This window comes from Streptomyces sp. NPDC014734 (assembly GCF_043083325.1).
Taxonomy (GTDB): Bacteria; Actinomycetota; Actinomycetes; order Streptomycetales; family Streptomycetaceae; genus Streptomyces.
The window spans coordinates 52,076-65,642 of record NZ_JBIBYN010000013.1 but is presented as its reverse complement, the minus strand read 5'-3'; the positions used below and the strand labels follow the sequence as shown (position 1 = coordinate 65,642).

Genomic DNA, 13,567 nt, shown 5'->3' with positions numbered 1-13,567 from the left:
CGTACTTTTTGTTCCGGAGGGGCGCCCCGTAGTCTGGTGCCCATGACCACACCGGGCCCCGGGCTGCATACCCATGTGCTGGACACCCTGGGTCTGGAGATCACCGCGGGGGTGCACCTGCCGGGTCAGGTGCTGCGCACCGACGAGCTGGCCCGGCGCTTCGACGTCTCCCGGACGGTCGTGCGCGAAGTGGTCCGCGTCCTGGAATCCATGCACCTCGTCGAGTCCCGGCGCCGGGTCGGCGTGACCGTGCGGCCGACCGAGGCGTGGAACGTCTACGACCCGCGGGTCATCCGGTGGCGGCTGGCGGGGGCCGACCGGCCGCGCCAGCTGCGCTCGCTGACCGTACTGCGCTCCGCGATCGAACCCGTCGCCGCCGGTCTCGCCGCCCGCCACGCGACCCCGGAACAGTGCGCGGCCCTCACCGACTGCGCGCTCGGCATGGTCGCCACCTCGCGAGGCCGGCAGCTGGAGGGCTACCTGGAGCACGACATCGCGTTCCACCGGATCGTGCTCGACGCCTCCGGGAACGAGATGTTCGCCCGGCTCGGGGACGTCGTCGCCGAGGTCCTCGCGGGACGCACCCACCACCAGGTGATGTTCGAGGACCCGGACCCTGCCGCGGTCACGCTCCATGTCCGGCTCGCCGAGGCGGTGCGCGAGGGCGAGGCCGCCGAGGCGGAGCGCCTGACGAAGGAGATCGCCGTCGGCGCCCTGCACGAACTCGACGTGCTCGCGCCCTGACGTACACGGGCGGCGGGCCGGCCCACCGGGCCCGGGACCGGTTCGCGGCCGCCGCGCGACGACGCCGGCCCCCGCGGGACGATCCCACGGGGGCCGGCGTCCGGCCCGTCGTCCGGCGAACCGGCCCGGATCAGCCGCCGTGCCCGCCGTGCCCGGCGCCGTGATCGAACTTCATCGCCCCGGGCGGCATCACCACGAACGGCCGCATCATGCCCATGTCCTCGTGCTCCAGCAGGTGGCAGTGGTACATGAACCGCCCGTACCCGCCGTCGAACGTGCCGAGCACCTTCACCAGCTGCCCCCGCGGCACCCGGAACACATCCTTCCAGCCCTGTTCGTTCGGCGCCGTCGGGATCTTGGTGCCGTGGTCGAACTCCACCGGGGTACGGGTGCCGCCGAGCGCGGTGTCGAACCCGTCCAGCGTGTACGCCTCCCGGCCGAGCACCTGGAAGTCCGCCAGGTGGATGTGCATCGGATGCGTCGGCGCGCCCAGGTTGAGGAAGGACCACTGCTCGAAGGTGTTCTCGCCGACGGTGAACCCGAGCCCGTCGTTGAAGGTCCGTGCGATCCGGCGGTACGTGCGCAGCGTGCCGTCCTCGCCCCGCACCTGGATCACACCCTCCGACGGCACCCGGACGCCGGAGGCGTCCTCGACCTCCGCCATCTCCCAGATCTCCGGGTGGCCGCCGCCCCCGACCGTGCCCGGCTGCGTCAGCACGACGAGCCGGTGCCCGTGCTCCACCAGACCGTGCTCGTACCGGCGGAACGAACCGGACAGCACCTCGGGCAGTTCGAACGCGTCCGGCCGCCCCGTCGCCCGCACCCGGAACTCCATCACCTGGGGGAACGGCACGTCCGACGCCGGGTCCGGCAGTCCCGCCACGAAGCCGCCCTTGTTGACCAGACGGACCCGCCGACCGGCCAGCGACGAGAAGTCGATCAGCAGATCCATCCGCTCGGCGGGCGCGATCGTCAGCGTCGGCAGCGCCTCGTCGAAGTCGACCGGAACCGGCCGCGGCATCAGCCCGCCGTCGCTGCCGATCTGCCGGATCACGCCCGGCACCGGGTTGTTCTCGTCGTCGACCAGCACCAGGTCGTAGATCCGGGCGTTGGACGCGTTGACGAGCCGGAACCGGTACCAGGCGTCGTCCACGTCGGCGTACGGCCAGATACGGCCGTTGACCGTCGTGTACGGGCCGAGGAACGGCAGGGACACCGGTTTGCCGGTCTCCGGGTCGGCCTCGACGACCACCGTCGTCTTGTGCAGCAGCCGCCCGTTGAGCCGTCCGTCCCCGTCGGTGTCCAGATTGCGGTCGGCGAGGATCAGCGGCACCTCCCGGTCGCCGGACGGCAGACCGAGCGCGTCCTCCTCGTCGTCCCGCACCAGATACGTGCCGACGAGCCCGGCGTACACGTTCCAGCGGGTGATGTTCATGGCGTGGTCGTGGTACCACCAATGGGCGGCCTGATGGTCGTTCGGATACTCCGACAACTGCGCGTCGCCGAAACCGACGGCGTTGTCCGCCCAGCCGTCGTTCCCGCCGCCGGTCTGCGCCCCGTGCAGATGGGTCACCGTCCAGGCGGGCAGCGCGGCCACGTCCGCGTTCGGTTCGACGCCGTCGCGACCCGGCCGGTTGTGCGGGGCGAGCTCGCCCGGCTTCACCGGACCTACCTCCACGGCAGTGACCGGGTACTCGCTCCCCCTCGGGACACGGTTGGTCCAGGCGATCCTGATCCGCTCCCCGCGCCGCACCTCGATGGTCGGCCCGGGCACCATGCCGTCGTACCCCCACATCAGCGTCGGCGGCAGCTGCGAGTGCAGCCGCACCCAGGTGGGCGAGACCGCGATCTCGGTCTCGCGCAGCACGTCCCCGCCCCGCGGACGCAGCACCGGCGGGACCGGCAGCTCGTCGGTGTACGGCACGAGGCCGCCCACCCGCGCCCTCGCCTCGGCGCCGATCCGCGACGCGTCGGGCTGCGCCCCGTCCGTCGTGCGGTCGGTCCTCTCCGTGAAATCGATGATCTCGGTCAAGGTACTTCCCCCCGTGAATCCGTCAATCCTCTGTTCGCGGACCTCGAAACCCCTGCCCCCGCAGGTATCGGCGCCGAGCCCCACCGCACCAAAGGACCGGGCCAAGCCCGGCGTAGTTCACCATGACGCACCATCTGACCGAAACCGGTGCATCTCACCAGGTGTACGCCAGTCGTTTCGCGCCAACGCGGCGCGCCGTCGTGACACCCTTTCGGGGCGTACGGTTGTTCGCGTTCGATCTTCACGAAATGACGGAAACAGGGAGACCGCGGTATGTCGCAGCAGGTGCAAGGGGTCATCGCGCCGGGGAAGAACGAGCCGGTACGGGTCGAGACCATCGTCGTCCCCGACCCCGGCCCCGGCGAGGCCGTGGTGAAGATCCAGGCGTGCGGCGTCTGCCACACCGATCTGCACTACAAGCAGGGCGGCATCAACGACGACTTCCCCTTCCTGCTCGGCCACGAGGCCGCGGGCGTGGTGGAGTCCGTCGGCGAGGGCGTCACGGACGTCGCCCCCGGCGACTTCGTCGTCCTCAACTGGCGCGCGGTGTGCGGCCAGTGCCGGGCATGCCTGCGCGGCCGCCCGTGGTACTGCTTCGACACCCACAACGCGAAGCAGAAGATGACCCTGCTCGACGGCACGGAGCTGTCACCGGCGCTCGGCATCGGCGCGTTCGCGGAGAAGACCCTGGTCGCCGCCGGACAGTGCACCAAGGTCGACCCCGAGGTCTCCCCGGCCGTCGCCGGGCTGCTCGGCTGCGGCGTGATGGCGGGCATCGGCGCCGCGATCAACACCGGACAGGTCGGCCGCGGCGACTCGGTCGCGGTGATCGGCTGCGGCGGCGTCGGCGACGCCGCGATCGTCGGCGCCCGGCTGGCCGGGGCCGCGAAGATCATCGCGGTGGATGTCGACGACCGCAAGCTGGAGACGGCGAGGACGATGGGCGCCACCCACACCGTCAACTCCCGCACCACCGAACCGGTCGAGGCGATCCGCTCGCTGACCGACGGCAACGGAGCCGACGTGGTCATCGAGGCGGTCGGCCGCCCGGAGACGTACCAGCAGGCGTTCTACGCCCGCGACCTCGCGGGCACGGTCGTCCTGGTCGGCGTCCCCACCCCCGAGATGCGGCTGGAACTGCCGCTGCTCGACGTCTTCGGCCGCGGCGGCGCGCTCAAGTCCTCCTGGTACGGAGACTGCCTGCCCTCGCGCGACTTCCCGATGCTCATCGACCTGCACCAGCAGGGCCGCATCGACCTCGCGGCGTTCGTCACCGAGACCATCGGACTCGGCGACGTCGAGCAGGCCTTCGCCCGGATGCACGACGGCGACGTGCTGCGCTCGGTGGTGATCCTCTGATGGCCGCCCGCATCGACCACCTCGTCACCTCCGGCACCTTCGCCCTCGACGGCGGGGAATGGGACGTCGACAACAACGTCTGGATCGTCGGCGACGACACCGAGGCGATCGTCATCGACGCCGCGCACGACGCCGCCGCCATCGAGGCGGCGCTGAACGGCCGCACCCTGCGCGCCATCGTCTGCACCCACGCGCACAACGACCACATCGACGCGGCCCCGGCCCTCGCCGACGCCACCGGCGCGCCGATCCTGCTGCACCCCGACGACCTGCCGCTGTGGCGGCGGACCCACCCCGACCGCGCCCCGGACGGCGAACTCTCCGACGGCCAGGAACTGGAGGTCGCCGGGACGACGCTCCGGGTCCTGCACACCCCCGGCCACGCCCCGGGCGCCGTCTGCCTGTACGCCCCCGGGCTGTCCACCGTCTTCACCGGCGACACCCTCTTCCGGGGCGGGCCCGGAGCCACCGGACGGTCCTTCTCCCACTTCCCGACGATCGTCGAGTCGATCAGGGACCGGCTGCTCACCCTGGACCCGGGGACCACCGTCCGCACCGGACACGGCGACTCCACGACCGTCGGAGCGGAGTCCCCGCACCTCGACGAGTGGATCGCCCGCGGTCACTGAGACCGGTCACCACCCGGTGCTGCGACCGGGAAGGTTCACCGGCCCGCGAACCTTCCCGGCCGCCGCTCACCGGTCCGGCCACGCCGAGAGCCTCAGCCCGCTCTCGAAGCGGTGCGCTGCACCGGTGACCGGATCGGTGAACTCCAGTACCCGGGCCAGCAGTTGGAGCGGACGCGACAAGTCTTCGGCAGCCTCCTGCGGCCGGACCACCGGGTAGAGCGGATCGTCGACGATCGGCAGCCCCAGGGCGCTCATGTGGACCCGCAGCTGATGGGTGCGCCCGGTGGCGGGCAGCAGCCGGTAACGGCCGAGGCCCGCCCGGTGCTCCACCAGCTCGATCCGGCTCTCGCTGTTCGGCTCGCCCGGCTCCTCGCGGGCGGCGACGACCCCGCGCTCCTTCACGATCCGGCTGCGCACGGTCCGCGGCAGGTCCAGGCCGGGGTCGAACGGCGCCACCGCCTCGTACTCCTTGCTCACCCGGCGGTCCCGGAACAGTGTCTGGTACGCGCCGCGCTCCTCGGGCCGCACGACGAAGAGGACCAGACCGGCGGTCAGCCGGTCCAGCCGGTGCGCGGGTTGCAGCGCGGGCAGCTCCAGCTCGCGGCGCAACCGGGCCACCGCCGTCTCGGTGACATGACGCCCGCGCGGCGTCGTCGCCAGGAAGTGCGGCTTGTCCGCGACGACCAGATGCGCGTCGCGGTGCACGACGCCCACCGGGAACGGCACCGGTACCTCCGGCGCGAAATCCCGGTGGAACCAGATGTACCGGCCCGCCGCGTACGGCTCGTCCGCCGACACCGGACCCCGCACGGAGACGAACCGGCCCCCGTCGACCATGGCATCCACCCGCGCCGCCCCGATCGCGTCCACGAACCGTGCCCGCAGATGGTCGCGGACCGTCTCCCACCGGCCGTCCGGGTCCTCGGGAAGCCGCAGCCGCACCGGATCGATCCCGTACCGCTGCGGCAGCGGCGCCGCCGGAGGCCTCGCGCGCCCCCTCACCGGGAGACGCCGACCGGAACGGTGGTGCGCATGGTGCGGGCTCCTCGTGTCTGCTCCTGGGCTGCCCACCCAGTATCCCCGCCCCGCCCACCGGGCGCCCCCGCCCGCACGCGGGATCGCACCGGCGCGCGGGGCGTCGGCGGACCGACGGGCCCGCCCCCGCTCACCGGGGCCGGTAGGCGGTGGCCAGCACGGAGACGGTGACCCGGTCGAGCGGCGGACCGGACTCCGCCGGGTCGGCACGGTTCATGTGGCGGGCGCTCGGTGACATTCCCATCAGGTCGAGGGCCTCCGCCCCGGTCAGCGACATCGGGTACTCGATCCGCTCGGTGGCGACGGCCTCGAAGCAGGGGCCGAGCGTCCGGTGCAGACGCTGTTCCTTGACCGGGTCGACCGTGAGCATCGAGGGCACCCGGCCCCGCAACTCGCGCAGGTGCCGCCCGGTGGGACGCGCCACGACCAGTCGGCCGGACGGGCGCAGCACGCGGTGGAACTCGGACGCGTTGCGCGGGGCGAACACGTCCAGCACGAGGTCGGCCACCCCGTCGGCCAGCGGAAAGGGGCGGAAGACGTCCCAGGCCGCCGCGGCGGCCCGCGCATGGGCCCGGGCCGCCGCGCGCAGCGCCCGCGCCGAGGTGTCCAGGCCCAGGCCGCGGGCGCCCGGCACCCTGTCGAGCACCTCCGCCAGGTAGTGGCCCGTGCCGCACCCCACGTCGACGACCGTCGCCCGCCCGGGCGCGGTGCGGGCGGCCAGCTGGGCCACCGTCCGCAGGACGGGCCCGTATCTCCCGGTGGACAGGAAACGGTCCCGGGCCCGGACCATGGCCGCGTCGTCGCCGCTGGTGGCGCGGTTGCCCGTCAGCAGGCCGACGTAGCCGTGACGGGCGATGTCGAAGGTGTGGCCCGCCGGGCAGCGCAGCGCGCCGGTCCCGGGGTGGAGGCGGGCGCGGCACGTCGGGCAGCGCAAGAGGCCGAGAAGCGGTTCGAGGGCAGGCGGAAGCGGCACGGGCACAGAGTTCTCCTGTGTACGGGGGAGGGAAGGGACCGTGCCCGCGTGCGCTCAAGGGCCGCCGTCCCGGAACGGCACGGGCCGGCCGTTCGGCCACCCGGCGCCGGGGACGTGCTCCACGCAGCAGGCACGCCGAGGAGGGCGGTGCCGTCCGGCAGCGCCCTCAGTGCCTTCCGGTCACAGGAAGCAGTAGTACGGAACGCTCGTGAACGCCATGCCGGGATTCTACGAGTCACGGCGGAAGCCGCTCGCACGGGACGAGGACCGGGACGTCGGCGCACGTTGGCGGAAGCACCCGCCTGTGCGAAGAGCCCTCGGCCCCACCACCGGCCGGCCGGTCGCCCACGGCACCGAGCCGAACGCCGACGCCCCGCCAGGAAACAGAAAGACCCCAGATCAACTGGGGTTTCTGCGGAGGTGGATCACCTGGGGTCCCCGCTGCCGTACCGCGAGGGAACTCGACTCCACCCCCGGACACCGGCCGCCGACCGGACCGGCCCGGCCCGGAACGCCCGTCCGCCACGGATACCGCGGCCGGGCGCCTCCGCCCCGTCCACCGCGCGTTGTCCCCCGCGGTTCCGGGGCGTCGCCGGCCACGCGCCGGTCATGCGGCCCGCCGCCCTCCGCGGCCCGCGGAGGAGGGGGTCGTCCGGCGGCCGGTCAGTGGCCGGCGAGGAGTCCGAGCGTGTCGATCACGCGGTTCGAGAAGCCCCACTCGTTGTCGTACCAGGCGACCACCTTGATGTGGCGCCCGTCGACACGGGTCAGGGCCGAGTCGAAGATCGACGAGGCCGGATTGCCCGTGATGTCGGACGACACGAGCGGGTCGTCCGAGTACTCCAGCACACCGGCGAGCGGTCCCTCCGCCGCGGCGCGGTAGGCCGCCAGCACCTCGTCGCGCGTCACGTCGCGGCTGACGGTCGTGTTGAGCTCGACGATCGAGCCCACCGGAACCGGCACCCGGATCGAGTCCCCCGACAGCTTGCCGTCGAGGTTCGGCAGCACGAGGCCGATCGCCTTGGCCGCGCCCGTCGTGGTCGGCACGATGTTGACGGCGGCGGCACGGGCCCGGCGGGCGTCGCGGTGCGGACCGTCGTGCAGGTTCTGCTCCTGCGTGTAGGCGTGCACCGTCGTCATGAAGCCGTGCTCGATCCCCGCGAGGTCGTCGAGCACCGCGGCCAGCGGCGCCAGCGCGTTGGTCGTGCACGAGGCGTTCGAGACGACGGTGTGCGCGCCGGGGTCGTACGCGTCCGTGTTGACCCCGAACGCGAGCGTGACGTCGGCACCGTCCGACGGGGCGCTGACGAGCACCTTCTTCGCGCCCGCGTCGAGGTGGCCGCGGGCGGCCCCGGCCGACGTGAAGCGTCCGGTCGCCTCCAGCACGATGTCCACGCCGAGCTCGGCCCACGGCAGCCGCGCCGGTTCCCGTTCGGCGAGCACCGCGATGCGACGGCCGTCCACGACGAGGGTGTTCCCGTCGACACCCACCGGCCGACCGAGCCGACCGGCCGTCGTGTCGTAGGCGAGCAGCCGCGCCAGCGTGGCGGGCTCGGTGAGGTCGTTCACGGCGACGACCTCAAGGTCGCTGTCGCGTTCGAGCAGCGCGCGGAGCACGTTGCGCCCGATGCGGCCGAATCCGTTGATGGCGATACGAGTCATGAATGGCGTCCCTTCGGTTCGCCACCAATGTCGCGTGCCGGGTCCCGTCCACGACAGCGGCATGATCGCCACGGTTCACAAGGATCCCGCCACACGGCAGCGGGCTACTCGCCCCTGGTGAAGGTGCGCCGGTACTCGCTCGGCGTCGTGCCCAGGATCCGCTGGAAGTGCAACCGCAGATTGGCACCGGTGCCGAGACCGGTATCGGTGGCGATCTGCTCGACGCCCCGTTCCGAACGTTCGAGCAGTTCGCGGGCCAGGTCCACGCGGGCGCGCATGACCCACTGCATCGGCGTGTACCCCGTGTCCTCGACGAAGCGCCGCGAGAACGTGCGCGGCGACACCGCCGCGTGCCGGGCGAGCGTTTCGAGGGTGAGGGGTTCGCCGAGCCGGTGCAGCGCCCATTCGCGAGTGGCGGCGAACCGCTCGCCGAGCGGCTCGGGCACGCTGCGCGGTACGTACTGTGCCTGACCGCCGCTGCGGTAGGGGGCCGCGACGAGACGCCGGGCCGCGTGGTTCGACGCGGCCACCCCGAGGTCGCCGCGCAGGATGTGCAGGCACAGGTCGATGCCCGAGGCGGCGCCGGCCGACGTCAGCACGCTGCCCTCGTCGACGAAGAGGACGTTCTCGTCGACCCGGACGAGCGGATGCCGTGCCGCCAGTGCCCGCGCGTAGTGCCAGTGCGTGGTGGCGCGCCTGCCGTCGAGCAACCCCGTGGCGGCGAGCGCGAAGGCGCCCGTCGAGATGGCGGCGAGCCGCGCGCCGCGGTCATGGGCGGCGATCAGGGCGTCGAGGACGGCCCGCGGGGGGTCCTCACGGTCGGGGAACCGATAGCCGGGGACGAAGACGATGTCGGCCCACGCGAGTGCGTCGAGGCCGTGGGCGACGCCGTACGACAGGCCGTCGCCGCCGGTCACGAGGCCGGGCGCCGCCCCGCACACCCGCACCTCGTACGGCATGCTCGCGCGGGTCGCGAAGACCTGTGCGGGAATTCCGACATCGAGCGGTTTCGCACCTTCGAGCACGAGGACGGCGACGCGATACAGGCGGGAGGCTGACACGGGAGAGAGGCTACGTGGAGTACGACGGTGCCCCGGGGGCCGCCATGGCCCGGAAAACAGAAGAACCCCAGATCAACTGGGGTTCTTCTACGGTGTCCGAGGGGGGACTTGAACCCCCACGCCCGATAAAGGGCACTAGCACCTCAAGCTAGCGCGTCTGCCATTCCGCCACCCGGACAAGGTGTCTGTCGTGCGGGCCCTGCCCGTTCCGACGTGGAAAACAATAGCAAACATCCGGAGGTCCTCGATCACCCCGGGGAGTGTGACGGGCGGATGACGAGAGGTGGGGGGCCTTGGGCGGGCGTGCGGAGAGCGGGAGGATGGGAGGGAGCACCTCAGCGACAGTGGAAGGAACCAGTGTGAGCGAGACCAACACGGCCCGGACCGTCTCGGGCGAGGACGAGGTCGTGGACCTCTGTCGTGAGCTGATCCGGATCGACACCAGCAACTACGGGGACCACTCGGGTCCGGGGGAGCGGGTCGCCGCCGAGTACGTGGCGGAGAAGCTCGCCGAGGTCGGGCTGGAGCCGCAGATCCTGGAGTCCCACAAGGGCAGGGCCTCGACCGTGGCCCGGATCGAGGGCGAGGACCCGTCGAGGCCCGCGCTGCTGATCCATGGCCACACCGACGTGGTTCCGGCCAATGCCCACGACTGGACGCACCACCCGTTCTCGGGCGAGGTGGCTGACGGCTGCGTGTGGGGCCGCGGCGCGGTCGACATGAAGGACATGGACGCGATGACCCTCGCGGTCGTCCGCGACCGGCTGCGCGGCGGTCGCAAGCCCCCGCGCGACATCGTGCTGGCCTTCGTCGCCGACGAGGAGGCGGGCGGCACGTACGGGGCTCGGTACCTGGTGGACAAGCACCCCGGCCTGTTCGACGGTGTCACCGAGGCGATCGGCGAGGTCGGCGGCTTCTCCTTCACGGTGAACGAGAAGCTGCGGCTCTACCTCGTCGAGACGGCCCAGAAGGGCATGCACTGGATGCGGCTGACCGTGGACGGCACGGCCGGGCACGGCTCGATGACCAACGACGACAACGCGATCACCGAACTCTGCGAGGCGGTCGGACGGCTCGGACGGCACAACTGGCCGGTCCGGGTGACCAAGACCGTGCGGTCCTTCCTCGACGAGCTCTCCGACGCGCTCGGTGTCCCGCTCGACCCGGACAACATGGAGGAGACGCTCCCCAAGCTCAACGGCATCGCCAAGATGGTCGGCGCCACGCTCCGCAACTCCGCGGCCCCCACCATGCTCGGCGCCGGCTACAAGGTGAACGTCATCCCCGGACAGGCGGTCGCGCACGTCGACGGGCGCTTCCTGCCGGGCTTCGAGCAGGAGTTCCTCGCCGACCTGGACCGGATCCTCGGGCCGCGGGTGAAGCGGGAGGACGTGCACGCGGACAAGGCGCTGGAGACCGGCTTCGACGGCGCGCTCGTCGACGCGATGCAGGTCGCCCTCAAGGCGGAGGACCCGATCGCGCGGGCGGTCCCCTACATGCTCTCGGGCGGTACCGACGCCAAGTCCTTCGACGACCTCGGCATCCGGTGCTTCGGGTTCGCGCCGTTGAAGCTGCCGCCGGAGCTCGACTTCGCGGGCATGTTCCACGGCGTGGACGAGCGGGTGCCGGTGGACGGTCTGAAGTTCGGTGTGCGGGTGCTCGACCGGTTCATCGACAACTGCTGAGCCGCCGCCGCTCCCGGCGCAGGTCGGGCGGCTTCCCGTGCTGTTTCCGCGTCAGGAATCGCCAGCGTGTGCGTATTTGACCGGAACGAGTGAAAGGAACCATACGCTCGTAGCCCGATTAGCTCTTCCTCGTTACAAGTGATGCGGTCCGCGGCTGGGACCGCATTGCCAACAAGGAGGAAACAATGATCAAGAAGGTCGTCGCTGCTGCGGCTGTGACCGGTGGTCTGGTGCTCGCGGGTGCGGGCATGGCCGTCGCCGACTCGGGCGCCGGGGGCGCTGCCTTCGGCAGCCCCGGCGTGATCTCGGGCAACGTCATCCAGGTGCCCATCCACATCCCGGTGAACGTGTGCGGCAACACGATCGATGTGGTCGGGGTGCTGAACCCGGCTTTCGGTAACACCTGCGTCAACGCCTGACGTTGTGGGTCAACCCGTAAGGGTTTGAATCCGGTCGGCCCCGGAGCGCACACCATGCGCTTCGGGGCTGCTGGGTACTCCGCCCCCGCACGATCGAGTCCGGGGGTTTTCCGTGAGGTAGAAGGCAGGAAACAAGCTATGCGACAGGTCACGCGCAAGGGCCTGATCTCCGTTGCGGCCGCAGGCGGCGTGCTCGCCATGGGCGGCGGATACGCGCACGCCGACGCGGGAGCGTCCGGCGGCGCGGCGGATTCCCCGGGGGTGCTTTCCGGGAATTCGGTGCAGATCCCGGTCCACGTACCGGTCAACGTCTGCGGCAACTCCGTGGACGTCGTGGCGCTGCTCAACCCGGCGTTCGGAAACACCTGCGGAAACGGTTCGCAGGACGCCTCCCCGGGCAAGCACGCTTCCGGCAGCCAGGTCTCCGGCGACCTGACCCACGCGAGCCGGCCGGGCACGGGCAAGCACCGGGCCCCGCTCGGCGGCGGGGCTTCCGCCCAGGGCGTCACGAAGGGCTCGCCCGGCGTGCTGTCGGGCAACAACATCGCGGTGCCCATCGACATTCCCGTGAACGCCTGCGGGAACAGCATCACCATCGGCGGTCTGCTCAACCCCACCTTCGGCAACGACTGCGGAAACGACACGGACGTCGTCACGCCGCCGGTCACCCCGGTCACCCCGGTCACCCCGGTCACCGAGCACAAGCCGCCGACGCCGGAGAAGCCGACCGTGCCCAACGTGCCCGAGGAGCAGAACGTTCCTCAGCTCGCCCACACCGGGGCGGGCGGCCTCGGACTCCTGGCCCCGGCGAGCGCGGGTCTGCTGCTGGCAGGGGCGGGCACGCTCCTCTACCGACGCGCACGGATGTCCGCGTAACGGACCCGCCCGGCCACCCGGCCGGGACGAAGACAGCGGGCCCCGCCACGGCGGGGCCCGCTCCGTCTCACCAGGTGGCGCGGATCTGGCGGATGATCCGCCGTCGCAGCCGTACCCTGCGGCTGCCGTCGCGGCGCAGTGTCAGTCGGTCCAATTCCCAGTGTCCGTACTCGGCATGGTCGGTCAGCAGGCGGGCTGTCTCCTTCCGGGACATCCCGCGTGGCACGTACACATCGGCAAATTCGTATTCCGGCATCGCATCTATTGTGCGGGCAGAGCCCCGGTACGGATAGCGTCTGCACTATGTCTGATGCTGCGCAGCCCGCCGCTGCCGAGGTACGTGCCGCCGCCGAAGCGATCAAAGCCGCGCTCGACCGTCACCTCGATGCGGTCGAGCGCCGGACGGGGGACGACGATCCCGCCGTCTACGACGCGTTCAACGCACTGGCCGCCGCCGCCGAGTTCTACGACGAACTGCTCTACGACCGCTACGACGAGGTCACCCCCTTCGAGATCCCGGGGGCGGACGATTCGCTGCCCCCGTACACCGGCCCCGGGGAGCCGAACGCGCTGAGCGTTCTGATCCGGCGGGACTACGCGGTGGTGGAGCCGCCGCGGCTGTTCGCGCAGGCACAACGGATCGCCGACCTCGATCCGGACGACCGGGGCGGTGGCAGCGCCGCGGTCGTCGGCAGCAGCGTGCACGCCGCGCTCGGGGTGCTCTTCGGGGAGTACGAACCCGACGAGATCGCCTCCCGGCACACCGAGTTCGGCCTGGAGGAGGGCGACTCCACGCTCTGGGTCACGGCCGCGGAGGAACTTCCCGAGGCGGGGGAGTGGCTCGGGGCGCCGTTCGACGACGCCGATCCGCAGCGGGTGGTCTGCCGCTTCGACGTCAGCGCCGTCTTCGACGAGGACGACGCCGAGGAGGAACCGGCCGGTCTGGTGCCGGACGGCTCCTGACCCGGCACGCCCCGTGGGGGGGGGGGGGGGGGGGGGGGCGGCGCGGGCGGGGGGGGGGCGCCGCCGGGGGGGGGGGGGGGGGGGGCGGGGGGCGGGCGGGGGGGGGGGGGGGGGGCGGGGGCGGGCGCG

General features: G+C 72.0%; 13 protein-coding genes and 1 tRNA gene. 7 read left to right on the top strand and 7 right to left on the bottom strand.

The features are described 5' to 3' along the window. The first annotated feature begins 42 nt into the window (after positions 1 to 42). Positions 43 to 744 carry a FadR/GntR family transcriptional regulator gene (locus ACF1CT_RS21290; protein WP_391785464.1) on the top strand — a complete coding sequence of 234 codons (702 nt, stop codon included), beginning with the start codon at positions 43 to 45 and terminating at the stop codon, positions 742 to 744. A 130-nt stretch (positions 745 to 874) separates the two neighbouring features. Here ACF1CT_RS21290 and phsA read toward each other — a convergent pair whose 3' ends face one another. Next, positions 875 to 2,776 (bottom strand): O-aminophenol oxidase PhsA, encoded by a 1,902-nt coding sequence (gene phsA, locus ACF1CT_RS21285; protein ID WP_391785463.1) that lies wholly within the window; start codon positions 2,774 to 2,776, stop codon positions 875 to 877. 273 nt (positions 2,777 to 3,049) lie between these two features. Between phsA and ACF1CT_RS21280 the strand changes: the two genes are divergently transcribed. Further along, positions 3,050 to 4,135 carry an S-(hydroxymethyl)mycothiol dehydrogenase gene (locus tag ACF1CT_RS21280; protein ID WP_391785462.1) on the top strand — a complete coding sequence of 362 codons (1,086 nt, stop codon included), beginning with the start codon at positions 3,050 to 3,052 and terminating at the stop codon, positions 4,133 to 4,135. Continuing rightward, positions 4,135 to 4,764, top strand: coding sequence for an MBL fold metallo-hydrolase (locus tag ACF1CT_RS21275; RefSeq protein ID WP_391785461.1), 630 nt, complete (start codon positions 4,135 to 4,137; stop codon positions 4,762 to 4,764). Before ACF1CT_RS21280 ends, ACF1CT_RS21275 begins: the two co-directional genes overlap by 1 nt. Positions 4,765 to 4,830: 66 nt before the next feature. Here the strand turns inward: ACF1CT_RS21275 and ACF1CT_RS21270 are convergent, their stop codons facing one another. From ACF1CT_RS21270 to ACF1CT_RS21250, 5 genes are all read right to left on the bottom strand, one after another. Continuing rightward, positions 4,831 to 5,766, bottom strand: a complete 936-nt coding sequence (locus ACF1CT_RS21270) for a pseudouridine synthase (RefSeq protein WP_391785460.1) — start codon at positions 5,764 to 5,766, stop codon at positions 4,831 to 4,833. Between the two features lie 163 nt (positions 5,767 to 5,929). Then, positions 5,930 to 6,778, bottom strand: coding sequence for a putative RNA methyltransferase (locus ACF1CT_RS21265; RefSeq protein WP_391785459.1), 849 nt, complete (start codon positions 6,776 to 6,778; stop codon positions 5,930 to 5,932). Between the two features lie 657 nt (positions 6,779 to 7,435). After that, a complete protein-coding gene (gene gap, locus ACF1CT_RS21260; protein ID WP_391785458.1) occupies positions 7,436 to 8,434 on the bottom strand; it encodes a type I glyceraldehyde-3-phosphate dehydrogenase in 999 nt (332 codons plus the stop codon). A gap of 104 nt (positions 8,435 to 8,538) precedes the next feature. Beyond that, positions 8,539 to 9,495, bottom strand: coding sequence for a GlxA family transcriptional regulator (locus tag ACF1CT_RS21255; protein WP_391785457.1), 957 nt, complete (start codon positions 9,493 to 9,495; stop codon positions 8,539 to 8,541). 93 nt (positions 9,496 to 9,588) lie between these two features. Beyond that, positions 9,589 to 9,673: transfer RNA gene (locus ACF1CT_RS21250), tRNA-Leu, on the bottom strand. Positions 9,674 to 9,854: 181 nt separating this feature from the next. Here ACF1CT_RS21250 and ACF1CT_RS21245 point away from each other — a divergent pair. The 3 genes from ACF1CT_RS21245 (at position 9,855) to ACF1CT_RS21235 (ending at position 12,475) form a co-directional block, all read left to right on the top strand. Further along, complete coding sequence (locus tag ACF1CT_RS21245; protein ID WP_391785456.1) at positions 9,855 to 11,180, top strand: M20/M25/M40 family metallo-hydrolase; 1,326 nt, start codon at positions 9,855 to 9,857, stop codon at positions 11,178 to 11,180. 185 nt (positions 11,181 to 11,365) lie between these two features. After that, entirely contained in the window at positions 11,366 to 11,599 is a 234-nt protein-coding gene (locus tag ACF1CT_RS21240; protein WP_391785455.1) for a chaplin, read from the top strand. A 138-nt stretch (positions 11,600 to 11,737) separates the two neighbouring features. Beyond that, positions 11,738 to 12,475 (top strand): chaplin, encoded by a 738-nt coding sequence (locus ACF1CT_RS21235; RefSeq protein ID WP_391785454.1) that lies wholly within the window; start codon positions 11,738 to 11,740, stop codon positions 12,473 to 12,475. 67 nt (positions 12,476 to 12,542) lie between these two features. On the opposite strand, the gene ACF1CT_RS21230 is transcribed toward ACF1CT_RS21235, so the two are convergent. Further along, positions 12,543 to 12,731 carry a DUF5703 family protein gene (locus ACF1CT_RS21230; RefSeq protein WP_391785453.1) on the bottom strand — a complete coding sequence of 63 codons (189 nt, stop codon included), beginning with the start codon at positions 12,729 to 12,731 and terminating at the stop codon, positions 12,543 to 12,545. Positions 12,732 to 12,778: 47 nt separating this feature from the next. Between ACF1CT_RS21230 and ACF1CT_RS21225 the strand changes: the two genes are divergently transcribed. Further along, the gene (locus tag ACF1CT_RS21225; RefSeq protein WP_391785452.1) at positions 12,779 to 13,438 is read left to right on the top strand and encodes a hypothetical protein; all 660 of its coding nucleotides are present in this window, start codon (positions 12,779 to 12,781) and stop codon (positions 13,436 to 13,438) included. The last annotated feature ends 129 nt before the right edge of the window (positions 13,439 to 13,567 follow it).